Source organism: Pseudomonas sp. Marseille-P9899 (assembly GCF_903166565.1).
Taxonomy (GTDB): domain Bacteria; phylum Pseudomonadota; class Gammaproteobacteria; order Pseudomonadales; family Pseudomonadaceae; genus Aquipseudomonas; species Aquipseudomonas huaxiensis.
The window spans coordinates 23908-44028 of record NZ_CAESCG010000002.1 but is presented as its reverse complement, the minus strand read 5'-3'; the positions used below and the strand labels follow the sequence as shown (position 1 = coordinate 44028).

25 protein-coding genes and 1 tRNA gene are annotated in these 20121 nt (G+C 61.2%); 15 read left to right on the top strand and 11 right to left on the bottom strand.

Translation table 11 applies throughout. The features are described 5' to 3' along the window. Positions 1 to 28: 28 nt before the first annotated feature. From iscU to trmJ, 5 genes are all read right to left on the bottom strand, one after another. Positions 29 to 415 (bottom strand): Fe-S cluster assembly scaffold IscU, encoded by a 387-nt coding sequence (iscU, locus tag HWV67_RS09455; RefSeq protein WP_003248539.1) that lies wholly within the window; start codon positions 413 to 415, stop codon positions 29 to 31. A 46-nt stretch (positions 416 to 461) separates the two neighbouring features. Further along, positions 462 to 1676 carry an IscS subfamily cysteine desulfurase gene (locus HWV67_RS09450; protein ID WP_095159536.1) on the bottom strand — a complete coding sequence of 405 codons (1215 nt, stop codon included), beginning with the start codon at positions 1674 to 1676 and terminating at the stop codon, positions 462 to 464. Between the two features lie 43 nt (positions 1677 to 1719). Next, positions 1720 to 2211 (bottom strand): Fe-S cluster assembly transcriptional regulator IscR, encoded by a 492-nt coding sequence (gene iscR, locus HWV67_RS09445; RefSeq protein WP_095159535.1) that lies wholly within the window; start codon positions 2209 to 2211, stop codon positions 1720 to 1722. Between the two features lie 166 nt (positions 2212 to 2377). Next, a complete protein-coding gene (gene cysE / locus HWV67_RS09440; RefSeq protein ID WP_095159534.1) occupies positions 2378 to 3160 on the bottom strand; it encodes a serine O-acetyltransferase in 783 nt (260 codons plus the stop codon). Continuing rightward, the gene (trmJ, locus tag HWV67_RS09435; RefSeq protein ID WP_175651039.1) at positions 3160 to 3921 is read right to left on the bottom strand and encodes a tRNA (cytosine(32)/uridine(32)-2'-O)-methyltransferase TrmJ; all 762 of its coding nucleotides are present in this window, start codon (positions 3919 to 3921) and stop codon (positions 3160 to 3162) included. Before trmJ ends, cysE begins: the two co-directional genes overlap by 1 nt. A 145-nt stretch (positions 3922 to 4066) precedes the next feature. Here trmJ and suhB point away from each other — a divergent pair, with 145 nt between their 5' ends. Continuing rightward, on the top strand, positions 4067 to 4882 hold the full coding sequence (suhB, locus tag HWV67_RS09430; RefSeq protein WP_110968043.1) for a type III secretion system regulator SuhB: 816 nt from the start codon (positions 4067 to 4069) through the stop codon (positions 4880 to 4882). Positions 4883 to 4949: 67 nt separating this feature from the next. Here the strand turns inward: suhB and HWV67_RS09425 are convergent, their stop codons facing one another. From HWV67_RS09425 to queA, 6 genes are all read right to left on the bottom strand, one after another. Continuing rightward, complete coding sequence (locus tag HWV67_RS09425) at positions 4950 to 5498, bottom strand: glycine zipper 2TM domain-containing protein (protein WP_095159532.1); 549 nt, start codon at positions 5496 to 5498, stop codon at positions 4950 to 4952. 119 nt (positions 5499 to 5617) lie between these two features. Beyond that, the gene (secF, locus tag HWV67_RS09420) at positions 5618 to 6529 is read right to left on the bottom strand and encodes a protein translocase subunit SecF (RefSeq protein ID WP_175651038.1); all 912 of its coding nucleotides are present in this window, start codon (positions 6527 to 6529) and stop codon (positions 5618 to 5620) included. Between the two features lie 9 nt (positions 6530 to 6538). After that, positions 6539 to 8404, bottom strand: coding sequence for a protein translocase subunit SecD (secD, locus tag HWV67_RS09415; RefSeq protein WP_175651037.1), 1866 nt, complete (start codon positions 8402 to 8404; stop codon positions 6539 to 6541). A gap of 62 nt (positions 8405 to 8466) precedes the next feature. Next, complete coding sequence (yajC, locus tag HWV67_RS09410; protein WP_110968039.1) at positions 8467 to 8805, bottom strand: preprotein translocase subunit YajC; 339 nt, start codon at positions 8803 to 8805, stop codon at positions 8467 to 8469. 47 nt (positions 8806 to 8852) lie between these two features. After that, positions 8853 to 9968, bottom strand: coding sequence for a tRNA guanosine(34) transglycosylase Tgt (gene tgt, locus HWV67_RS09405; RefSeq protein ID WP_175651912.1), 1116 nt, complete (start codon positions 9966 to 9968; stop codon positions 8853 to 8855). Positions 9969 to 9982: 14 nt separating this feature from the next. Further along, entirely contained in the window at positions 9983 to 11032 is a 1050-nt protein-coding gene (gene queA / locus HWV67_RS09400; RefSeq protein ID WP_095159527.1) for a tRNA preQ1(34) S-adenosylmethionine ribosyltransferase-isomerase QueA, read from the bottom strand. 113 nt (positions 11033 to 11145) lie between these two features. On the opposite strand from queA, the gene HWV67_RS09395 reads away from it, so the two are divergent. The 14 genes from HWV67_RS09395 (at position 11146) to HWV67_RS09330 (ending at position 20065) form a co-directional block, all read left to right on the top strand. Then, positions 11146 to 11230, top strand: a tRNA-Leu gene (locus HWV67_RS09395). 207 nt (positions 11231 to 11437) lie between these two features. Beyond that, positions 11438 to 12646, top strand: coding sequence for a tyrosine-type recombinase/integrase (locus HWV67_RS09390; protein WP_175651036.1), 1209 nt, complete (start codon positions 11438 to 11440; stop codon positions 12644 to 12646). After that, complete coding sequence (locus HWV67_RS09385; RefSeq protein ID WP_175651035.1) at positions 12646 to 13443, top strand: hypothetical protein; 798 nt, start codon at positions 12646 to 12648, stop codon at positions 13441 to 13443. The genes HWV67_RS09390 and HWV67_RS09385 overlap by 1 nt, the downstream gene beginning before the upstream one ends. 109 nt (positions 13444 to 13552) lie before the next feature. Then, a complete protein-coding gene (locus tag HWV67_RS09380; RefSeq protein ID WP_175651034.1) occupies positions 13553 to 13777 on the top strand; it encodes a helix-turn-helix transcriptional regulator in 225 nt (74 codons plus the stop codon). Positions 13778 to 14169: 392 nt separating this feature from the next. Beyond that, complete coding sequence (locus tag HWV67_RS31650; RefSeq protein WP_256680072.1) at positions 14170 to 14325, top strand: hypothetical protein; 156 nt, start codon at positions 14170 to 14172, stop codon at positions 14323 to 14325. After that, entirely contained in the window at positions 14325 to 14627 is a 303-nt protein-coding gene (locus tag HWV67_RS09370; protein ID WP_175651032.1) for a hypothetical protein, read from the top strand. The genes HWV67_RS31650 and HWV67_RS09370 overlap by 1 nt, the downstream gene beginning before the upstream one ends. Before the next feature lie 2 nt (positions 14628 to 14629). Beyond that, positions 14630 to 15037 carry a virulence-associated protein E gene (locus HWV67_RS09365; protein ID WP_175651031.1) on the top strand — a complete coding sequence of 136 codons (408 nt, stop codon included), beginning with the start codon at positions 14630 to 14632 and terminating at the stop codon, positions 15035 to 15037. Then, the gene (locus tag HWV67_RS09360) at positions 15034 to 16317 is read left to right on the top strand and encodes an AAA family ATPase (RefSeq protein WP_175651030.1); all 1284 of its coding nucleotides are present in this window, start codon (positions 15034 to 15036) and stop codon (positions 16315 to 16317) included. The genes HWV67_RS09365 and HWV67_RS09360 overlap by 4 nt, the downstream gene beginning before the upstream one ends. Continuing rightward, positions 16317 to 16610 carry a hypothetical protein gene (locus tag HWV67_RS09355; RefSeq protein ID WP_175651029.1) on the top strand — a complete coding sequence of 98 codons (294 nt, stop codon included), beginning with the start codon at positions 16317 to 16319 and terminating at the stop codon, positions 16608 to 16610. Before HWV67_RS09360 ends, HWV67_RS09355 begins: the two co-directional genes overlap by 1 nt. A gap of 151 nt (positions 16611 to 16761) precedes the next feature. Beyond that, on the top strand, positions 16762 to 18054 hold the full coding sequence (locus HWV67_RS09350) for a tyrosine-type recombinase/integrase (protein WP_175651028.1): 1293 nt from the start codon (positions 16762 to 16764) through the stop codon (positions 18052 to 18054). After that, positions 18051 to 18287 carry a hypothetical protein gene (locus HWV67_RS09345; RefSeq protein WP_175651027.1) on the top strand — a complete coding sequence of 79 codons (237 nt, stop codon included), beginning with the start codon at positions 18051 to 18053 and terminating at the stop codon, positions 18285 to 18287. Before HWV67_RS09350 ends, HWV67_RS09345 begins: the two co-directional genes overlap by 4 nt. After that, positions 18274 to 18504, top strand: coding sequence for a DNA-binding protein (locus tag HWV67_RS09340; protein WP_175651026.1), 231 nt, complete (start codon positions 18274 to 18276; stop codon positions 18502 to 18504). The genes HWV67_RS09345 and HWV67_RS09340 overlap by 14 nt, the downstream gene beginning before the upstream one ends. Positions 18505 to 18595: 91 nt before the next feature. Then, entirely contained in the window at positions 18596 to 19738 is a 1143-nt protein-coding gene (locus HWV67_RS09335) for a phage major capsid protein (RefSeq protein WP_175651025.1), read from the top strand. Positions 19739 to 19867: 129 nt separating this feature from the next. Continuing rightward, positions 19868 to 20065, top strand: a complete 198-nt coding sequence (locus tag HWV67_RS09330; protein WP_175651024.1) for a hypothetical protein — start codon at positions 19868 to 19870, stop codon at positions 20063 to 20065. Positions 20066 to 20121 lie beyond the last annotated feature (56 nt).

Below are 20121 nucleotides of genomic sequence, written 5' to 3'. Positions count from 1 at the left end.
GAGACTCCTTAAACCTGCTGAAGGTGGTTCAGATCAGACCTTTCTTCTGCTTGTAGTCGCGAACGGCCGCCTTGATGGCGTCTTCGGCGAGTACCGAGCAGTGGATCTTGACCGGCGGCAGGGCCAGTTCTTCGGCCAGCTGCGTGTTCTTGATGGTCTCGGCTTCGTCCAGGGTCTTGCCCTTCATCCACTCGGTGGCGAGGGAGCTGGAAGCGATGGCCGAGCCACAGCCGTAGGTCTTGAACTTGGCGTCTTCGATGACGCCCTGCTCGTTGACCTTGATCTGCAGGCGCATCACGTCGCCGCACGCCGGAGCGCCGACCATGCCGGTGCCAACATCCGGGTCTTCGGCATTCATCTTGCCGACGTTGCGCGGGTTTTCGTAGTGGTCGATGACCTTTTCACTGTATGCCATGGTGCAATTCCTTCCTCATCAGAGAGCCGCTCTTGCCGGCGACTACTTAGTGCGCAGCCCACTCGATCTTGGAGATGTCGACGCCGTCTTTGTACATATCCCACAGCGGCGACAATTCGCGCAGCTTGGTAACGGCCTCGCAGACCTTCTGCGCGGCGTAGTCGATTTCTTCTTCGGTGGTGAAGCGGCCGAAGGTGAAGCGGATCGAGCTATGCGCCAGTTCGTCGTTGCGGCCCAGGGCGCGCAGGACATAGGACGGCTCGAGGGATGCCGAAGTGCATGCAGAACCGGACGATACGGCCAGGTCCTTGAGCGCCATGATCAGCGACTCGCCTTCGACGTAGTTGAAGCTCAGGTTCAGGTTGTGCGGGATGCGCGCGGTCAGGCTGCCGTTGACGTACAGCTCTTCCAGGCCTTCGACCTGTTTGAAGAAGCGATCGCTCAGGGCCTTGATGCGCACGTTCTCGCTGGCCATCAGCTCTTTGGCAACGGCGAAGGCTTCGCCCATGCCGACGATCTGGTGGGTCGCCAGGGTGCCCGAACGCATGCCGCGCTCATGACCACCGCCGTGCATGGCAGCTTCCAGGCGAACCCGCGGCTTGCGGCTGACGTACAGCGCGCCAATGCCTTTCGGGCCATAGGTTTTGTGGGCGGAGAAGGACATCAGGTCGACTTTCAGCTTCTGCAGGTCGATCTCGACCTTGCCAGTGGACTGAGCCGCGTCGACGTGGAACATCACACCGCGGGAGCGGGTCAGTTCACCGATGGCGGCGATGTCGTTGATGGTGCCGATCTCGTTGTTCACATGCATGATCGACACGAGGATGGTGTCGTCGCGCAGGGCCGCTTCGATCATGGCCGGAGTGATCAGGCCGTCGCTGCCAGGCTCGAGGTAGGTGACTTCGAAGCCTTCGCGCTCGAGTTGGCGAGTGCTGTCCAGGACCGCTTTGTGCTCGATCTTGGAGGTGATGATGTGCTTGCCCTTGGTGCTGTAGAAGTGCGCGACACCTTTCAACGCCAGGTTGTCGGACTCGGTGGCACCGCTGGTCCAGACGATTTCGCGTGGGTCGGCATTGACCAGGTCAGCGACCTGGCGGCGAGCGTTTTCGACCGACTCTTCAGCTTTCCAGCCGAAGACGTGGGAGCGCGACGCCGGGTTACCGAAGTTCCCGTCGACCAGCAGGCATTCGCTCATCTTCTGGGCGACACGTGGGTCGACCGGAGTGGTCGCGGAGTAATCGAGGTAGATCGGCAACTTCATTGAATCTCTCCTATCAGGCAGGCGCGTCGCTCGTTCGAAACGGTCATTCGACGGCGGACGTTTCAATCTTGTCCAGATGCGGGGCTCGGCCGGCAATGCGGCGAAGGTCCTGGCGCTGGGCCACTTCCTGGACCTCTCGGCGGGTCACTAGGTCGGCCAGGCTGATTCCGCTGAGGAATTCGTGGATTCGTGCACTGAGGTCGCACCACAGGTGGTGGGTCAGGCAGGTGTCGCCGGCATGGCAATCGCCGAGGCCTTGGCAACGGGTTGCGTCGACCGATTCATTGACCGCATCGATAACCTGGGCCACCTGGATGCTTTCCATGACTCGCGAGAGCTGATAGCCACCGCCTGGACCACGCACACTGGAAACCAGGTTGGCGCGGCGCAGTTTGGCGAACAACTGCTCCAGATAAGAGAGGGAAATGCCTTGGCGCTCAGAGATGTCGGCCAGGGACACCGGCCCATTTTGCGCGTGCAGTGCCAGGTCGAGCATGGCAGTCACGGCGTATCGGCCTTTAGTAGTCAGTCGCATGGCTATTTGATACCACGGGAGTTACAGGATGTGTGCGAGTATGCGATTCCCGAGCATTTAAGTCAACTATAAGACCTACTGCTTTAGTCGGGATTGCGCCTGAACGGCGGGCGCGATGATAGCAAGATCAGGGCGTGAGCACACGCCCCTTGTAACGAACGGCCTGTCAATGCGTCGGCGCGTCGCTGCGAACCTCGCCTTTGACGCAGGCGAAATCTTCTTCATGCAAGGCCGGAAGCTCCTTGGCGCAGTAGTCGCTGCCGAGGTTTTTCAGCGCACCGCACATGTCTTCCAGGCGCCCGTCCACCGCTTGCAGGTGATCGAGCAACTGACCAATGGCGCGGGCCACCGGGTCGGGCATGTCTTCGCTGACGCCGTAGGCATCGAAGCCGATCTTCTCGGCCATGGCCTTGCGCCGGGCTTCCTGCTCGACATCGGACTTGACGATGATCCGCCCCGGAATTCCCACCGCCGTGGCGCCGGCCGGCACAGCCTTGGTGACCACTGCGTTGGAGCCGATCTTGGCTCCGGCACCCACCGTGAACGGGCCGAGCACCTTGGCCCCGGCACCGACCACAACGCCGTCTTCCAGGGTCGGATGGCGCTTGCCCTTGTTCCAGCTGGTGCCGCCGAGGGTCACACCCTGGTACAGGGTGACATCGTCGCCGATCTCGGCGGTCTCACCGATCACGATGCCCATGCCATGGTCGATGAAGAAACGCCGACCGACCTTGGCGCCCGGGTGAATCTCGATACCGGTCATCCAGCGGCCGAAGTTCGACACCAGCCGGGCCAGCCACTTCCAGTCCTTCTTCCACAGACAATGCGCCGCGCGGTGCAGCCAGATCGCGTGCATGCCCGGATAGCAGGTCAGCACCTCAAAGGCATTGCGTGCCGCCGGGTCACGGTGGAATACGCTTTGGATATCTTCACGCAGACGCTCGAACATTATTGATCCTTCCGCTTGTGTGCATCGCCCCGGGCCGCTTTCTGGGTTTCGGTGAGGATGCCGCGCAAAATACTCATTTCCGAACGATTCACCGCACTGCGCCCGAACAGGCGACGCAATCGCGGCATCAGGTGCTTGGGCCGGGACGGATCGAGGAAACCGATCTGCACCAGCGTGTCTTCCAGATGCCCGTAGAACCGCTCCATTTCATCCATGGTGGCCAGCTCTTCGACCGGCTCGTCCTTTTCCGTTTTTTCAGGCTGCGACGCCTGCGCCAGCCAGGCCGTGCGGACTTCGTAGCTCAGCACCTGCACCGCCGCCGCCAGGTTCAGCGAGCTGAAATCCGGATTGGACGGGATGTGCACGTGGTAATGGCATCGCTGCAGTTCTTCATTGGTCAGGCCGGCGTGTTCACGACCGAAGACCAGGGCGACCTGCTCGCCCTGCGCCGCTCGTCCGGTAACTTCGGTGCCGCACTCGCGCGGTTCGAGCATCGGCCAGGGCAGGCTGCGACTGCGCGCGCTGGTGCCGATCACCAGGGTGCAGCCGACCAGCGCATCTTCAAGGGTGGAAACCACCTGGGCACCTGTCAGCACATCGTCAGCACCGGAGGCGCGTGCGCTGGCCTCGGGCGACGGGAAATCCGCAGGACTCACCAGCACCAGCCGCGACAGGCCCATGTTCTTCATGGCACGCGCAGCGCCTCCGATATTGCCGGGGTGGCTGGTACAAACCAGAACGACACGAATATTTTCCAGCACGGCAGGCGCTCTCAGACACTAAAAAGAGGGGAGCAAATCTTACAGAAGCGACCGCCATTAAGCTACGTAAGCAAATGTTGCCCTTCTGCCCGGAAAGTTTTCTGATAGAATGTGCGGCTTTCTTTAACACTCAGGTGAAACGTCCATGCAGCCCATGCTGAATATCGCGCTGCGCGCCGCCCGCAGCGCCAGCGAACTGATTTTCCGCTCAATCGAGCGCCTGGATACCATCAAGGTTGATGAGAAGGACGCCAAGGATTACGTGTCCGAAGTTGATCGCGCCGCCGAGAAAGTCATCATCGAAGCGCTGCGCAAAGCCTACCCGACCCACGCCATCCAAGGCGAAGAGACCGGCCTGCACGCCGGCAGCGGTGAAGGCGAAGACTACCTGTGGATCATCGACCCACTCGATGGCACCACCAACTTCCTGCGTGGCGTTCCTCACTTTGCTGTCAGCATCGCCTGCAAATACCGCGGCCGCCTTGAGCACGCCGTCGTACTGGACCCGGTTCGCCAGGAAGAATTCACCGCCAGCCGTGGCCGTGGCGCCCAGCTGAACGGCCGTCGCCTGCGTGTCAGCTCGCGTACCAGCCTGGAAGGCGCCCTGCTCGGCACCGGCTTCCCGTTCCGTGACAACCAGATGGAATACCTGGACAACTACCTGGGCATGTTCCGCGCTCTGGTCGGCCAGACCGCCGGCATCCGCCGCGCCGGTTCCGCCAGCCTGGACCTGGCCTACGTTGCCGCTGGTCGTTTCGACGCCTTCTGGGAGTCGGGCCTGTCCGAATGGGACATGGCTGCGGGCGCGCTGCTGATCCAGGAAGCGGGCGGCCTGGTGAGCGACTTCACCGGTGGTCACGATTTCCTTGAGAAAGGCCACGTCGTTGCCGGCAACATCAAGTGCTTCAAGGCTGTGCTGACGGCTATCCAGCCGCACCTGCCGCCTTCGGTCAAGCGCTGAGTTTTTAGCCAGACATGAAAAAAGCACCTTTCGAGGTGCTTTTTTTTGGTCGGATTTCAGGGCCTCATTACTGAGCCGGCTGCGCCTGCCCCAAAACCAGATTGCCCTGCTTATCCAGCGGAATCTGCGACCCAGGATCACGGTCCATGCGCACCTGACCGACCTTCTCGCCGACCGAATACTTCACGTCATAGCCAATCACCTTCTCGCTGACGTCATTGACCGTGTTGCAACGGGTCTGTGTCGTGGAGTAGGTGTCGTTGTTCTGCATGTTTTCCTGAACCTTGTTGCCGGCATAACCGCCGCCAACCGCACCGGCCACCGTGGCGATCTTCTTGCCGGTGCCGCCACCGATCTGATTGCCGAGCAACCCGCCCGCCACCGCACCGAGCACGGTACCGGCGATCTGGTGCTGGTCCTGCACGGGCTTCTGCCGCGTAACCGTCACATCCTTGCAGACTTCCCGTGGCGTCTTCACAGTCTGCTTGACCGGCTGCACACCCAGCACCTGGGCGTATTCCGGCCCACTGTTGACCAGGCTGTAGGTCGCGACAGCACCTCCGGCAGTCACACCGACAGCACCCAGTACCGCACCCACCAGCATCGACTTATTCACGTGAACCTCCTGATTTACCTGCGGGTTTTGCCCGCGCTTCTCCCAGCCTTGGAGCAAAAAAAAAGGCGCGAGTTCAATACTCGCGCCTTCCTCTTCCGCCTGAGGCGTAGGAAAAAGCCTTATGGACGCTCGTCCACACCTTCGGTTTTAACCGGAGGAATCAGGTCTTCGGTGTTCAGGTTCAGCCAGATCAGCACCACGTTGGCGATGTAGATCGACGAGTAAGTACCCGCCAGAACACCCACCAGCAGCGCCACGGAGAAGCCGTACAGGTTGTCGCCGCCGAAGAACAGCAGTGCGGCGATGGCCAGCAAGGTCGACACCGAAGTCGCCACGGTACGCAGCAAGGTTTGGGTGGTCGAGATATTGATGTTCTCGATCAGCGTTGCCTTGCGCAGAACGCGGAAGTTCTCGCGAACCCGGTCGAACACGACGATGGTGTCGTTGAGCGAGTAACCGATGATCGCCAGTACCGCCGCCAGCACCGTCAGGTCGAAGGTGATCTGGAAGAACGACAGGATACCCATGGTCACGACCACGTCGTGGATCAGCGAGATGATCGCGCCGACCGCGAACTTCCACTGAAAGCGGAAGGCCAGGTAGATCATGATCCCGCCCAGCGCCAGGAGCATGCCGAGGCCGCCCTGGTCACGCAGTTCCTCGCCGACCTGCGGGCCGACGAACTCGACGCGCTTGACGGTCGCCGGGTTGTCGCCGCCGGCCTTCTGCAACGCCTCGGAAACGCGGTTGCCCAGCAGCGGGTCGTCGCCCGGCATACGCACCAGCAGGTCGGTGGTCGCACCGAAGCTCTGCACCACGGCGTCGTGGAAGCCGGACTTGACCAGCTCTTCGCGAACCTGGGTCAGATCAGCCGGACGCTCGTAGGTCAGCTCGATGAGCGTACCGCCGGTGAAGTCCAGGCCGAAGTTCAGCCCTTTGTGGAACCAGCTGAACAACGCCAGAACGGTAAGGAGCATGGTGATGGCGAACGCAACATTGCGCACGCCCATGAAGTTGATCGTACGTAGCATGGCAGCCCCTTAAATCCACAGCTTCTTGAAGTCACGCCCGCCATAGATCCCGTTGACGATCGCACGGGTAACCATGATGGCAGTGAACATCGAGGTGAAGATACCCAGCGACATGGTGACCGCGAAGCCCTTGACCGGGCCGGTGCCCATTGCGAAAAGGATGCCGCCGACCAGCAACGTCGTGAGGTTGGCGTCGAGAATCGCCGTGTAGGCACGGTCGAAACCTTCGTTGATGGCGCGCTGCACGGACATCCCGTTGGCCAATTCCTCGCGGATACGCGAGAAGATCAGCACGTTGGCGTCCACCGCCATACCCATGGTCAACACGATACCGGCGATACCAGGCAGGGTCAGGGTCGCGCCGAGCACCGACATCAGTGCCAGCAGCAGGACCATGTTGCCCGCCAGGGCGACGGTGGCGATCAGACCGAAGAACCGGTAGATGGCCATGATGAACAGCGAGACGAACAGCATGCCCCACAGCGACGCATCGATACCCTTGGTGATGTTGTCAGCACCCAGGCTCGGACCAATGGTGCGCTCTTCAGCGAAGTACATCGGCGCAGCCAGACCACCGGCACGCAGCAGCAGGGCCAGTTCGGACGATTCACCCTGGCCGTTCAGGCCGGTGATGCGGAACTGACTGCCCAGCGGCGACTGGATGGTCGCCAGGCTGATGATCTTCTTCTCTTCCTTGAAGGTCTGGATAGCGACGTCTTTCTCGACGCCGTCGACCACCTGCTTCTCATAGCGAGTCATCGGACGCTGTTCGATGAAGATCACCGCCATGCTGCGACCGACGTTGCTGCGGGTCGCGCGGCTCATCAGCTCGCCGCCGTGGCCATCGAGACGGATGTTCACCTGCGGACGGCCGTGCTCGTCATAGCTGGCCTGGGCATCGGTAACCTGGTCACCGGTGATGATCAGACCACGCTCGACTGGCGCGGAGCGACCGCCTTCACGGAACTCGAAGACCTCGGTAGTGGCTTTCGACGCACCAGGCTCGGCGCCCAGGCGGAATTCCAGGTTGGCGGTCTTGCCGAGAATACGCTTGGCTTCGGCGGTGTCCTGCACACCCGGCAGCTCAACCACGATGCGGTTGGCACCCTGGCGCTGAACCAGCGGCTCGGCGACGCCCAGCTCGTTGACGCGGTTACGTACCGTGGTCAAGTTCTGCTTGATCGAGTATTCACGGATTTCCGTGATCTTCGCCGGCGTGATCGCCAGGCGCAGCACGAACAGGTCGTTACGCTCGCTGGTGGTCAGGTCGAAATCGTTGAAATTCTTGCGGATCAGGCTGCGGGCCTGTTCGCGGGACGCATCGTCGGAGAAGCCCAACTGGATGCCACCATCCTGTTGCGGCAGGCTGCGGTAGCGCACGCGCTCCTTGCGCAGCAGGCTCTTCACTTCACCTTCGTAGACTTTCAGGCGCGCTTGCATGGCCTTTTCCATGTCCACTTCAAGAAGGAAGTGCACACCACCGGAAAGGTCCAGACCCAGCTTCATCGGATGAGCACCGACGCTGCGCAGCCATTTTGGCGTGGTCGGGGCCAGGTTCAGCGCCACCACGTAATCGTCGCCCAGTGCCTTGCGCACAACATCCTTGGCGGGAAGCTGGTCTTCCTGCTTGGTCAGACGCAGCAGCGCGCCCCGGCCATTTTCACCCAAGTTTGCGCCCTTGACCGCGATCCCGGCATCGACCAGCGCCTTGCTGACACGGTCCAGATCGGCCTGGTTGACCTGCAGCGCAGTGCTGGCGCCGCTGACCTGGATAGCCGGATCGTCAGGGTAGAGATTGGGAGCGGAATAAATAAAACCGATCACCAGTACCACCAGGATCAGTGCGCATTTCCATAGAGGAGTTTTGTTCAGCATCACGCCGCCCGTTCAAGACGCGGGGCGCCTTGCGCGCCCCGTCGATTGGTAAAAAACTTAACTTAGATCGCTTTGAGCGTACCCTTCGGCAGGGTTGCCGCTACAGCGCCTTTCTGGAACTTCAGTTCAACCGTGTCGGAGACTTCCAGAACTACGAAGTCATCGCTGACTTTGACGATCTTGCCGGCGATACCGCCGTTGGTGACAACTTCATCACCCTTTTGCAGATTGCCCAGCAGGTTTTTCTGCTCTTTTGCGCGTTTGGCCTGTGGACGCCAGATCATCAGGTAGAAGATGACCAGGAAACCCACCAGGAAAATCCATTCGAAACCGGTACCGGCCGGGCCGGCGACAGCAGGGGCTGCGGCGTCCGCGTAAGCGGCAGGAATCAGAAAGCTCATGAGGCACTCCAAGTTGCAAAATTGTATTTGTCAGGATCGACGGAACATCAGTCCAAGGGCGGCACAGGCAGCCCGCGCTTGGCGTAAAAGGCATCGACAAAGGCGGCCAATGTACCTTGTTGAATAGCCTCGCGCAAACCAGCCATCAGGCGCTGGTAATGACGCAAGTTATGGATCGTATTCAACATGCTGCCCAACATTTCGCCGCATTTATCCAGATGATGCAGATAAGCGCGGGAGAAGTTCTGGCAGGTATAGCAATCGCAGGTCGGGTCCAGCGGCGAATCATCATGACGATGGAACGCGTTGCGGATTTTCAGGACGCCGGTATCGATGAACAGATGACCATTTCGCGCATTGCGAGTGGGCATCACGCAATCGAACATGTCGACACCGCGGCGCACACCCTCAACAAGATCTTCCGGCTTGCCAACCCCCATAAGGTAACGAGGTTTGTCAGCGGGCATCAGGCCTGGCAGATAGTCCAGCACCTTGATCATTTCGTGCTTCGGCTCGCCTACCGACAGGCCGCCGATGGCCAGGCCGTCGAAGCCGATCTTGTCCAGGCCTTCCAGCGAGCGCATGCGCAGGTTCTGGTGCATGCCGCCCTGGACGATGCCGAACAGCGCTGCGGTGTTGTCGCCGTGGGCGTTCTTCGAGCGCTGGGCCCAGCGCAGCGACAGCTCCATCGACACCCGCGCGACGTCTTCGTCGGCCGGGTATGGCGTGCATTCGTCGAAAATCATCACCACGTCCGAGCCCAGGTCACGCTGGACCTGCATCGACTCTTCCGGGCCCATGAACACCTTGGAGCCGTCCACCGGCGAGGCGAAGGTCACCCCCTCCTCCTTGATCTTGCGCATCGCGCCCAGGCTGAACACCTGGAAACCGCCGGAGTCGGTGAGGATCGGGCCTTTCCACTGCATGAAATCGTGCAGGTCGCCGTGGGCCTTGATCACCTCGGTACCCGGGCGCAGCCACAGGTGGAAGGTGTTGCCGAGGATCATCTCGGCGCCGATGGCCTCGATGTCCCGCGGCAGCATGCCCTTGACCGTGCCATAGGTGCCCACTGGCATGAACGCCGGGGTTTCCACGGTGCCACGGGGGAACGTCAGGCGGCCGCGACGGGCCTTGCCGTCGGTGGCCAGCAACTCGAAGGACATACGACAGGTGCGACTCATGCTTGATCCTCGGGCCCGCGTGGCGCCGGATTGCGGGTGATGAACATCGCATCACCGTAACTGAAGAAGCGGTAGCCGTTTTCCACCGCCGCCGCGTAGGCCGCCATGGTTTCCGGGTAACCGGCGAAGGCCGAAACCAGCATCAGCAGCGTGGACTCGGGCAAATGGAAGTTGGTGACCAGGGCGTCGACCACATGGAACGGCCGGCCCGGGAAGATAAAGATATCGGTGTCGCCGCTGAACGGCTTGAGCACGCCATCGCGCGCAGCGCTTTCCAGCGAGCGCACGCTGGTGGTGCCCACCGCCACCACCCGACCACCGCGCGCGCGGCAGGCGGCCACGGCATCGACCACATCCTGGCCGACTTCCAGCCACTCTTTATGCATATGGTGGTCTTCGATGCGCTCGACCCGCACCGGCTGGAACGTGCCAGCACCGACGTGCAGGGTGACGAAGGCCGTGTCGACGCCCTTCTCGGCAATCTTCGCCAGGAGCTCTTCATCGAAATGCAGGCCCGCGGTTGGCGCGGCCACCGCACCGGCGCGTTCGGCGTAGACCGTCTGATAGCGCTCGCGGTCGGCGCCCTCGTCGGGGCGGTCTATATAAGGAGGCAACGGCATGTGCCCGACCCGGTCGAGCAGCGGCAGCACCTCCTCGGCGAAGCGCAGCTCGAACAACGTATCGTGGCGCGCCACCATCTCGGCTTCGCCGCCGCCGTCCACCAGAATCTGCGTGCCTGGCTTGGGCGACTTGCTCGAGCGCACGTGGGCCAGCACGCGATGGCTGTCCAGCACCCGCTCCACCAGAATCTCCAGCTTGCCGCCGGAGGCCTTCTGGCCGAACAGACGCGCCGGGATGACCCGGGTGTTGTTGAACACCATCAGGTCGCCGGGGCGCAGATAATCGAGCAGATCGGTGAACTGCTTGTGCGCCAGCGCGCCGCTTGGCCCATCGAGGACCAGCAGCCGGCTACCGCGCCGTTCGGCCAGTGGATGGCGGGCGATCAGGGAATCGGGGAGTTCGAAGGAAAAATCGGCGACGCGCATGGCAGTGGGGGTACGGGATCGACAGGGCCGGGAAGTTTAGCCGAAAGCGGAAAAATTGACCATGAAACGTGATTGACCAACGGTATGCCCATCTCTATACTTCGCCGCCACAAGCCCTGATGGCGGAATTGGTAGACGCGGCGGATTCAAAATCCGTTTTCGAAAGGAGTGGGAGTTCGAGTCTCCCTCGGGGCACCATCACATAGTTCCAAGCGGTCCCAAAAAGACCCGGAACACCAGGAAAACCGGCCACTGAGCCGGTTTTTTTGTGCCCATCGTTCCCAGTGATTCCCTTGTAAGCCCGAAAGTATGTGAGTAGATTTGTGAGTAGGACGAGTTCGGTCCCGAATCCTACTCACACATCGGCCGCAATCCTGCGCCGGTCGGCCGCTGCGAGGAACGCCCGTGGCACTCACAGATACCGCCATCCGCACCGCCAAGCCCCGCGACAAACTCTATCGCCTCGCTGACGCCCAGGGCCTTTGCCTTGAGGTGACAACCGCCGGCGGAAAGCTGTGGCGCCTTCGCTACCGATTCGAGGGCAAGGCCAAGATGCTGGGCCTGGGCACCTACCCCGCGATCACCCTCGCCCAGGCACGCGAGCGTCGGGATGCCGCACGCAAGTTGCTTGCGCAGGGCATTGACCCAAGCGCCCATAAACAGCAGGAAAAGGCTGCCGCCGCCGCCGAGGCCCTAACGCTCGAATCGCTGGCGAGGGAGTGGTACGGCTACAACCAACCGCGCTGGGCACCGGCCACCGCGTCGAAGGCCCTGCAGTACCTGGAGTCAGACATTTTCCCGGTAATTGGCAAGCGGCCCGCCGCCGAGGTCCAGCGCCCTGAACTGGTAGACCTGGTGCGCAAGATCGAGCAGCGCGAGGCGTTCAATGTCGCTCGCAAGGTTCGCCAGTGGCTGAGCCAGATATTCCGCTTCGGTCTGGCCAAGGGCGTGGTGCCCGGCAACCCAGCCACCGATCTGGACGTCGTAGCTGCGCACGCCCCGCGCACTCGCCATCATCCTCACGTATCCGAAGCCGAGTTACCGGAGTTGCTGGAGAAGCTGGCGGCAGCTCAGTGCGACTTGACCAGCAAGATCGCCGTTCGCCTGCTACTGCTGACGGCAGTGCGACCAGGTGAGCTGCGGCTGGCGCCCTGGGACGAATTCGACCTAGAGTCAGCGACCTGGACAATCCCAGCGGCGCGGATGAAAGCACGGCGCCCTCACATCGTCCCTCTCCCGCGCCAGGCCGTGGTCCTGCTGCGTGCCCTGCACGAACTGACCGGCACCTATCCCCTCGCGTTCCCTGGACGTAACGATCGCTCTAGGCCAATGAGCGAGAACACTGTAAACAAGGCACTTTCCACGATGGGTTACGAGGGACGCCAGACTGGCCACGGGTTCCGCCATCTGCTGAGCACCAGCCTGAACACCCGAGGCTATAACCGCGACTGGATCGAGCGGCAACTGGCCCACGGCGATCAAGACTCGATCCGCGACACCTACAACCATGCGCACTACCTGGAGCAGCGACGGGAAATGATGCAGAACTGGGCAGATGAGATTGACGCCCTTTGCGCTGGCGCGAATGTGGTTTCTATTCGGAGCGCTTCCTGATGAGCAAGCTGAGCAAGTTCAAGAGCAGCATTTCTCCCAAAGAGGCTGCCGTGCTTCTTTCGCGCCTTATCGATGAGGAAGTGACCGAGAACGATATCTCAATGATGTATACCAACGGCTGGATAACTGCCAGGGTTAACTGCTTCGCCACCATCGTAAAACTAACACCTTTACTCGACCCCAAAGAGCATGCAAAGCAAGTCGAACTAGGCCGTTACTTTATGAAGCCCGGCGAAGACTGCGGACTATGCGTAGGGTTCGACATACCCGCCGATCAAGTAGATATAGGAGACGGTGGTAGAGCCTATGTTCTCAGGGATGACGATGGCGGTTTCTATGCGCTTAGAGATCATGCAACCGAATCTTTTCTGAATGATATTCACGACAGCATGCCGTACTTCGAAGAAGGCTTCATATCACCCTCAGAAATATATGAATTAGCAGAGTCTGCAAATGACGACAAACCCGTTCAAGCACCAAAAGGGAGAGTCCGGCCAAACGACAACTGCATATCCTCGATGACGTTATACAACTTCCCTCCTGGTGATGACCGGCCTATAAAGCAAGCACCAGCCATTATGATGCAGGCAGCACAAGAAGCCCCGTCATTTGCTCTCGCTGTCGCAGCACTGGTCGAAATAGCAACCAACGGCGAAACCAAGAACCGCAACCAGTCATCCTTGATAGACGAGATACTCGATAACTACGACCTTCGAGGACTCAGCAAGAGCAACCTAGAAAAAATGTTCTCCCAGGCCAACCGCAAACTCACCGAAGCGAAGGCCGCGAAAGCCTGACTGCAATTGCAACTGCAAAACTGATTTTTGCAGTTGCAATGACTCCCCGATCACCACACGCCAGCATTGCCACCGTCGATTACCGAAACCGCCCAAGGAGGCGCAGACGATGGCTAACCCTACCAACACCACCCCACCCGCTCGCCGCTTCATCAAGCGCCAGGACGTAGAGTCGATCACCGGCCTGTCCTGTACCGAGATTTACCGCCGTATCGCCGCTGGCGCGTTCCCCAAGCAAGTCACCCTTGGCCCGAAGTCGGTAGTGTGGATCGAGGCCGAGATTCATGCCTGGTGTGATGAGCAGATCGCAGCCAGCCGTGGGGAGGTGGCGTGATGACTTTCGCCGCTCCATTCATGCCCTTTCGTCCATTGGTGCCCTTTTTTCCCATTCGTGCCCTTGTTCTTTCCCCGGCACGAATGGGGCACCAATGGGCACGAATGAAGAAATCGGTTGCTTGCGATGAGCTTCGCGGCTATGGTCCGCCTGTCGCTGCAAATTCAGCGACCGGGCGTAGGAACCCGAGTAAGCAAAAGGCGCACGGCGCCCCATTTCGATTGCAGGCGCTTTTTTTGTGCCCGCATTCCTGCTTTATGGCGGCTGTGCGTGGGCAGACTTCGGTCTGGCCGGGACCCTTTTGCCCCGGTATTCCTACCCCACGCATAGCTGCCACCCAATCCCGTAGGAAGGATCGTGGCAGCTCCTCAACAGCAAAAGGAGCTACGCCCATGCACGCCCTCATTCCGTCCAACATCCGCGCCCTGGCTCACCGCCGCATGGCTCTGAGCGCTCTCCGCGCAAACTCGTCCCTTTCCGTCCGCTTGAAGCGCTACAACCACCACATGGATCAAGCCCGCGCCCTTGAAGCCGAAGGGGGTCTGTAATGGCCGGTGCCAACTGGAACGCCCTTCTACCTAGCCGTAAAACCATGAAAGAAATGTCTGCGGAAGAACTGGACGCAGCAGGGCAAGCGTCAAATGACTGTGTAGCCATCCTCGCCCATGGAATTTCGGGCATTGGCAACCTATTGGCATGTGCTGCTTCAAATGACCAGGTGGGCCTAAACGCAAGTGCCGTAACAGATATTGGCTGGATGCTCGAAAGTCTCGGATCTCTTATCAGCAACTTGACTGATACCGGTGCCGAGGCTACCGCCCGCTTGCCCGAAGTTAAGCCGGGAGCATAACCATGAACATTCAAAACGGCGCACTTGTGCCGATGGAATCGGCTTGCCTGGATAAAGTGCTTAACCGGTTGGAAAAAGTTAAGTCCGCTGGCGCCGAAAAGTGGAAAGCCTGCTGCCCTGCACACAACGACAAACATCCGAGCTTGGCAATTAGCGAGACTTCGGAGGGCGTTGTGTTGATCAAGTGCTGGGCCGGCTGCACAACTAAAGAAATTGTCTCGGCAATTGGCCTGGAGTTGCGGGACTTGTTCCCCGGCGAAAAACAACCACGGCGCGGACCAAGTAAGGCCGCGATTGAACATGAGCGCATGATTTATCGGATCGGCCAATCACTCCAGCAGCAGGGGAGCTTGGCAGGTGAAGACCTGGTGCGCTTCAACCTCGCCAAGCAGCGCCTGGGGGTCAAATGACGACTGATCGATTTGCCGCAGAATGGACAGAACCACTCAGCGCGATCACCCGAGAGGCAGCGCCAGCAGTATGGAAAGTGAAGGTGGCCAGTGCTGCATCGATAAAGCCCGTTGCCATCCGCTGGCTGTGGCCCGGCTGGCTGGCCAAGGGGAAGCTGCACATCCTCGCTGGCGCTGGCGGTACCGGTAAAACCACACTGCTGATCGGCCTGATCGCCACCATCACCACGGGCGGGCGCTGGCCTGACGGCAGCCGCTGCAGCGAGCCAGGCAATGCACTGATCTGGTCGAGCGAAGATGAACCCGCCGATACGCTGATTCCCAGATTGACCGCTGCTGGCGCCGACATGAGCCGCGTCTACATCATCCAAGGACGCACCAACGCCCAGGGAGACGCTGATCCCTTTGACCCGGCCAACGACATTGCCCTGCTGCGAGAGACGGCAAACGAGATTGGCGGTGTGTCGCTGCTGATGCTCGACCCAATCGTCAGCGCTGTGAAGGGCGACATGCACAAGGCCAACGACGTGCGCCGGGCGCTGCAGGGCGTGGTGGACTTTGCGGAGCAGAACCTTTGCGCCATCGTGGGAATTTCTCACTTTGCCAAGGGCGGCGCTGGCTCATCACCGGCTGATCGGGTGATTGGCTCACAGGCTTTCTCTGCGCTGGCGCGAACGGTGCTGGTGGCTGCCAAACAGGAAGACTCCGACCTGCGCGTGCTGGCGCGGGCAAAGTCGAACATCGGCACCGACGAGGGTGGCGTCTCCTACACCATCGAGACTTGCATCATCGATGGCGACATCACGACGACACACGTTGCATGGGGTGACCTGATCGAAGGGTCAGCCCGGGAGATTCTGGGCGACGTGGAGGGGGCAGACGATGACACCCGCCTGAATGACGATGATCCATCAGAAGCATTACGCCGAATCCTCAAAGATGGCCCGATGATCGGAAAGCAGGCCAAAGGCCTGATGTCGGAGAACGGCTACAGCGCGAAGCAAACCCGCACCGCCCGCGAAAAGCTGTCGGTGGTGACGGTACGAGAGGGCTTCGGAAAAGAGATTAAAACCCTCTGGTCACTCCCTGAGGCCACCGGTTCATTTTCGACATTTCCACCATTCGTGCCCATTGGTGCCCCATTCGTGCCGGGGAAAGAACAAGGGCACGAATGGGAAAAAAGGGCACGAATGGACGAAAGGGCACCAGTACTTCTTGAGGTGCCGCCATCGGCATTTATCCCATCGCCTTCGCTTGAAGATGACGTGGAGGATCTGTAATGGCCGCGCTCGACTATCTGCTAGAGCGTGGATTTACGGCCAGAAAGCAAGGCATGCGAGTGCGGATCTCCCCCGCCTCAAGGCTGACCGACGACGTGCGCAAGTACGTCAAGGCCCATCGGCTCGCGCTGCTGGCCGAGTTGGCGGCGAACGACGGAATAGAGCGCCGCTGCAACTGGACGGTGCTGGTACCGGGGTGCCGGCCGTTCACCATGATCAGCGAGCCGATCACCCGTGACGAAGCGTTGGCGGACGTGTGTGTGCGCTGGCCAGGTGCGGAGGTGGGACCATGACTCCACGCAATCAACAGACGGGTGCATCTCCCGCACCTCGCCGCCTGCTCGCCGAGCAGTTGGCGAGCGCTCGACGCTCACTCTCTAAGCAGGAATTCCTGCTCTGCCATCAGCGGGGCGTCAAAGCCCCATGCGACTGGGAACGTCCATCATGACCACCAAACACGTCAGCCTCACCGACGCGGAGATCCGCAAGCTGGCCAACACTGCAGTGCGCCAGCTCCGCGATCAGCGTTATCCCGAGCTGCGCTTTCGCTATTCGTCCGTGAACCGTGCACGCGGCTCCTGGCACGTCGTCGTCAACGGCAAATGGGGCAAAGCCGGCAACTATCCGGGCCTGACCGCAAAGGCCATGCTGCTGGCGCTTCCGCAGATCCTCAGCCGTCGCGCCGTGGACGCCAACGCGCAATCCACCGTCAGCACCTGGTGCCGTGTCGGCGAGCTACTGGACTGGTATCGGGACCGGATGCTGCGCGACCGCAACCTGTCGGCCAAGCGCAAGGCCGGCGCGAAGTCGGCGATCACCTGCCACCTGTCGCCGCGGCTGGCCGATCTGCCCCTGGCCGACCTCGACAAAGGCACGTTGGATCGCCGGCTGATGTGGCCTCTGCAGGAGCGTTACGCGCTGTCCTTCGTGCGGCTGGTCTACAACGTCCTGGCTGTCGCCATGCGCCAGGCCCATCGCCTGGGCCTTATCGAGCACAACCCAATGGGCTCGCTGCGCTTCGGCGATTTCGTCGCGGCCAAGATCAAGCCCAAGACCTCACGGCTGCGCGAAAAGGATCTGCCGGGGCTGCTGGCGCAACTGGCCGACCACTTCGAGCAAGAGCCTGCCGAAGCGATGCTGGCGGTGATGATGCTGCTGCACGGCACCCGCCTCGGGGAAACCCGGTGTGCGCTGTGGCGCAACGTTGATTTGGCTGGTGGGCAGTGGTTCATACCCAGTGCGGACACCAAGACCAAGCAGGACCACACGCTGCCGCTGACCCGCCAAGCCGTGGCCCTGCTGATCCGATATCAGGCGTCCCAAGCCAAGCGCGGATATCGCGGTGGCCACGTGTTCCCCGCCGCCCGTAGCGGACCGCTGGGGCCGACTGCCGCCAGTGAAATCTTCGTGCGCCTGAGTCGCCGGGAGTGGACCAGCCACGATGTGCGCAAGCTGGCCCGAACAGCCTGGATGGACCTGGGCGTCGATTACCTGGTGGGGGAAATGCTGGTCAACCACGCGCTGCGCAACATGGACGCCACCTACATCCACACGACCGCCGAGGCCCTGAAACGTGACGCCCTGGAGCGCTGGCACAACCAGTTAGATCCGCTGGGATTGAGCGTACTCACGGGTGAGACAGAGCCGGGACAGGAAATCCACCAGAAACCGCTAAAGGCCACGGCTGACGTGGCGTCCAGCGAAAACCTAGATCCATCACAGGGGAGTATGCAATGACCAGAATTCGCCGGCCCGCCCCGCGCCAATCGCTGCCGCACGACCTGGTGCTACTCATCACCCGCAAGGCAGACATCATGGTGCGGCGGTTTGAAGACGAAGTGCTCAATCAGTTGGTCCGCGATGCAATGCGTGCCTTGGAGCGTGGCGCCACGGTGGAAGAGATCGCCCGCGAGTTGGGCCTGGGCTCTGCTGTACACCCAGCCGCAGGAGGCCAGCATGACCGACCTTGACGCCGAGATCTGCGCTCGGCTCGCAGACATGGGCATTACTCCGCTGCTGGGCGGGTTGATCCCTGAGCGGGTGGCTGCCGATCTCCTCGGCTATTCGCACGCCCATATGCGACAGCAGGCAGCCAAGGGGCTTGGAGTGCTTCCCTTCGTTCGCCGGGGCAACCGGCGCTTCTACCGCATCGCCGATATCCGAGCCTTCGTGAGCGAAACCGCATGAAGGCGAGGGACAACGGGGAGTTGTTTGCATGACCGATGTGGGCGTGCGCGCATAGGGTGAATGGCATGAATTCAACGCCCCGGAGAGACTCATGCCCGACCCCTATCAGCAAGACCTGACCCAACTGAATCAGCACCTCGGTACGATCACCGCGAAGATCACGGACTTCCAATCCGCTTCGAACGAAAAGCAGGCCGAGATCAGCGCTCGCCTGCTCGAAGTCGAACAAAAAATCGCCGCAGGTCGCCCGGGCCAAGCAAGCACCCAGGCCGGCGACACCCCCAACATCATCAGCGCTCAGGTGGTGGATGCAGAGGGCGTCAGCAGCCTGCGCGCCGGCCAGAAGTCCACGGGGCAAATCAATTGCGTGGCCGGTATCCGTGCTGCAATCACCAATCCCGGCAAGGGCGGCACCGGCTCCACCAGCTACCCGACTGCACCCCAGCGTGACGGTGGTGGAATTCGCGGCATTCCCCAGCCGCGCCTCAGCCTGCTGGACGTCCTGCCCATCATCCCGGTGACCAGCGCAACCTTCGAATATGTGCGCCTGGACGGCTACATCAACGGCGCCGACTACCAGAAGGAAGAGGGCGAACAGAAGGCCGAAGGCTCGGTGCCGACCAAGCTTGAACGCGCCGAGATCGCCACCATCGCTACCTGGATTCCCGCCAGCCTCCAAGTGCTCCAGGACAACGAACAGCTCAGCGGCCAGATCGACATGCTGATGGGGGTTGGCGTGCGGCAGAAGCTGGAGGCCGAGCTGATTCGTGGCGCCGGCGGACCAGGCGAGATCCTCGGGTTCAATGCCCAGGCCCAGGCCGCAGGGGTCACCGTCGGCAAGCCTGCTGACCGCATTGGCGCCGCGCTCACTGACCTCAAGGCCGATGGCTGGAATCCGACCGTAATCGTGATGAACCCCCGTGACTGGTTCGCCATCGAGAGTGAGCGGGCCGACGAGGGCGACGGGCAGTACGTGATCGGCACCCCGCGTGATCCGGCACCGCCAAGCCTGTGGGGCACACCGGTCGTTGTCACCAACGGCATGCCGCAAGGCAAGGCGCTGATCCTCGATACCAGCGTCGCCGCGCTGCTGGACCGTCAAGAGGTCACTGTCGAGGCAAGCCGCAACGACGGGGACAACTTCAAGCGCAACCTGGTGACCATCCTCGCGGAGCTGCGCGCCGGCCTGGCTGTGTTCGCGCCGTCTGCTACTCGTCTGGTCACCCTGAGCTAGCGGCGAGCGTGGGTTAGCTGTGAGTGCCACGAGCTCAATAACCGCAGCAGTCGAAGCCTCTATTTCCTTTCAGGGGTGATTCGTCACTGGCCCGCGCTCGCGGGCCTTTTCATTTACCTGGAGAACATCATGACCAACGTACATCTGCCCAAGCCAATCCAACGGGCACTCAACCAGATTGCTCACAGCCGCGCACTACTGCGCCAGATGCAAGAGCGGGAGCAACTGAGCCGGGAGATTGATCGGCTGCTGGCAGAGGGGAAGACGCCCGCCGAGGCGCTCGAAGCGATTCGCAGCGCGCCGCCCTTCACGCCACCTGACTACTGACCAACCGCCAGGTGGTGCCACGACTCGGTCAAGAAGGCCGAGGAGGTGGGAGGGGG

Excerpts from the sequence above, each read along its gene's own strand:
- iscU (WP_003248539.1), bottom strand. The coding sequence starts at position 415 with ATGGCATACAGTGAAAAGGTCATCGACCACTACGAAAACCCGCGCAAC.
- HWV67_RS09450 (WP_095159536.1), bottom strand. The coding sequence starts at position 1,676 with ATGAAGTTGCCGATCTACCTCGATTACTCCGCGACCACTCCGGTCGAC.
- iscR (WP_095159535.1), bottom strand. The coding sequence starts at position 2,211 with ATGCGACTGACTACTAAAGGCCGATACGCCGTGACTGCCATGCTCGAC.
- cysE (WP_095159534.1), bottom strand. The coding sequence starts at position 3,160 with ATGTTCGAGCGTCTGCGTGAAGATATCCAAAGCGTATTCCACCGTGAC.
- suhB (WP_110968043.1), top strand. The coding sequence starts at position 4,067 with ATGCAGCCCATGCTGAATATCGCGCTGCGCGCCGCCCGCAGCGCCAGC.
- secF (WP_175651038.1), bottom strand. The coding sequence starts at position 6,529 with ATGCTACGTACGATCAACTTCATGGGCGTGCGCAATGTTGCGTTCGCC.
- secD (WP_175651037.1), bottom strand. The coding sequence starts at position 8,404 with ATGCTGAACAAAACTCCTCTATGGAAATGCGCACTGATCCTGGTGGTA.
- yajC (WP_110968039.1), bottom strand. The coding sequence starts at position 8,805 with ATGAGCTTTCTGATTCCTGCCGCTTACGCGGACGCCGCAGCCCCTGCT.
- tgt (WP_175651912.1), bottom strand. The coding sequence starts at position 9,968 with ATGTCCTTCGAGTTGCTGGCCACCGACGGCAAGGCCCGTCGCGGCCGC.
- queA (WP_095159527.1), bottom strand. The coding sequence starts at position 11,032 with ATGCGCGTCGCCGATTTTTCCTTCGAACTCCCCGATTCCCTGATCGCC.
- HWV67_RS09385 (WP_175651035.1), top strand. The coding sequence starts at position 12,646 with ATGAGCAAGCTGAGCAAGTTCAAGAGCAGCATTTCTCCCAAAGAGGCT.
- HWV67_RS09380 (WP_175651034.1), top strand. The coding sequence starts at position 13,553 with ATGGCTAACCCTACCAACACCACCCCACCCGCTCGCCGCTTCATCAAG.
- HWV67_RS31650 (WP_256680072.1), top strand. The coding sequence starts at position 14,170 with ATGCACGCCCTCATTCCGTCCAACATCCGCGCCCTGGCTCACCGCCGC.
- HWV67_RS09370 (WP_175651032.1), top strand. The coding sequence starts at position 14,325 with ATGGCCGGTGCCAACTGGAACGCCCTTCTACCTAGCCGTAAAACCATG.
- HWV67_RS09365 (WP_175651031.1), top strand. The coding sequence starts at position 14,630 with ATGAACATTCAAAACGGCGCACTTGTGCCGATGGAATCGGCTTGCCTG.
- HWV67_RS09360 (WP_175651030.1), top strand. The coding sequence starts at position 15,034 with ATGACGACTGATCGATTTGCCGCAGAATGGACAGAACCACTCAGCGCG.
- HWV67_RS09355 (WP_175651029.1), top strand. The coding sequence starts at position 16,317 with ATGGCCGCGCTCGACTATCTGCTAGAGCGTGGATTTACGGCCAGAAAG.
- HWV67_RS09350 (WP_175651028.1), top strand. The coding sequence starts at position 16,762 with ATGACCACCAAACACGTCAGCCTCACCGACGCGGAGATCCGCAAGCTG.
- HWV67_RS09345 (WP_175651027.1), top strand. The coding sequence starts at position 18,051 with ATGACCAGAATTCGCCGGCCCGCCCCGCGCCAATCGCTGCCGCACGAC.
- HWV67_RS09340 (WP_175651026.1), top strand. The coding sequence starts at position 18,274 with ATGACCGACCTTGACGCCGAGATCTGCGCTCGGCTCGCAGACATGGGC.
- HWV67_RS09335 (WP_175651025.1), top strand. The coding sequence starts at position 18,596 with ATGCCCGACCCCTATCAGCAAGACCTGACCCAACTGAATCAGCACCTC.
- HWV67_RS09330 (WP_175651024.1), top strand. The coding sequence starts at position 19,868 with ATGACCAACGTACATCTGCCCAAGCCAATCCAACGGGCACTCAACCAG.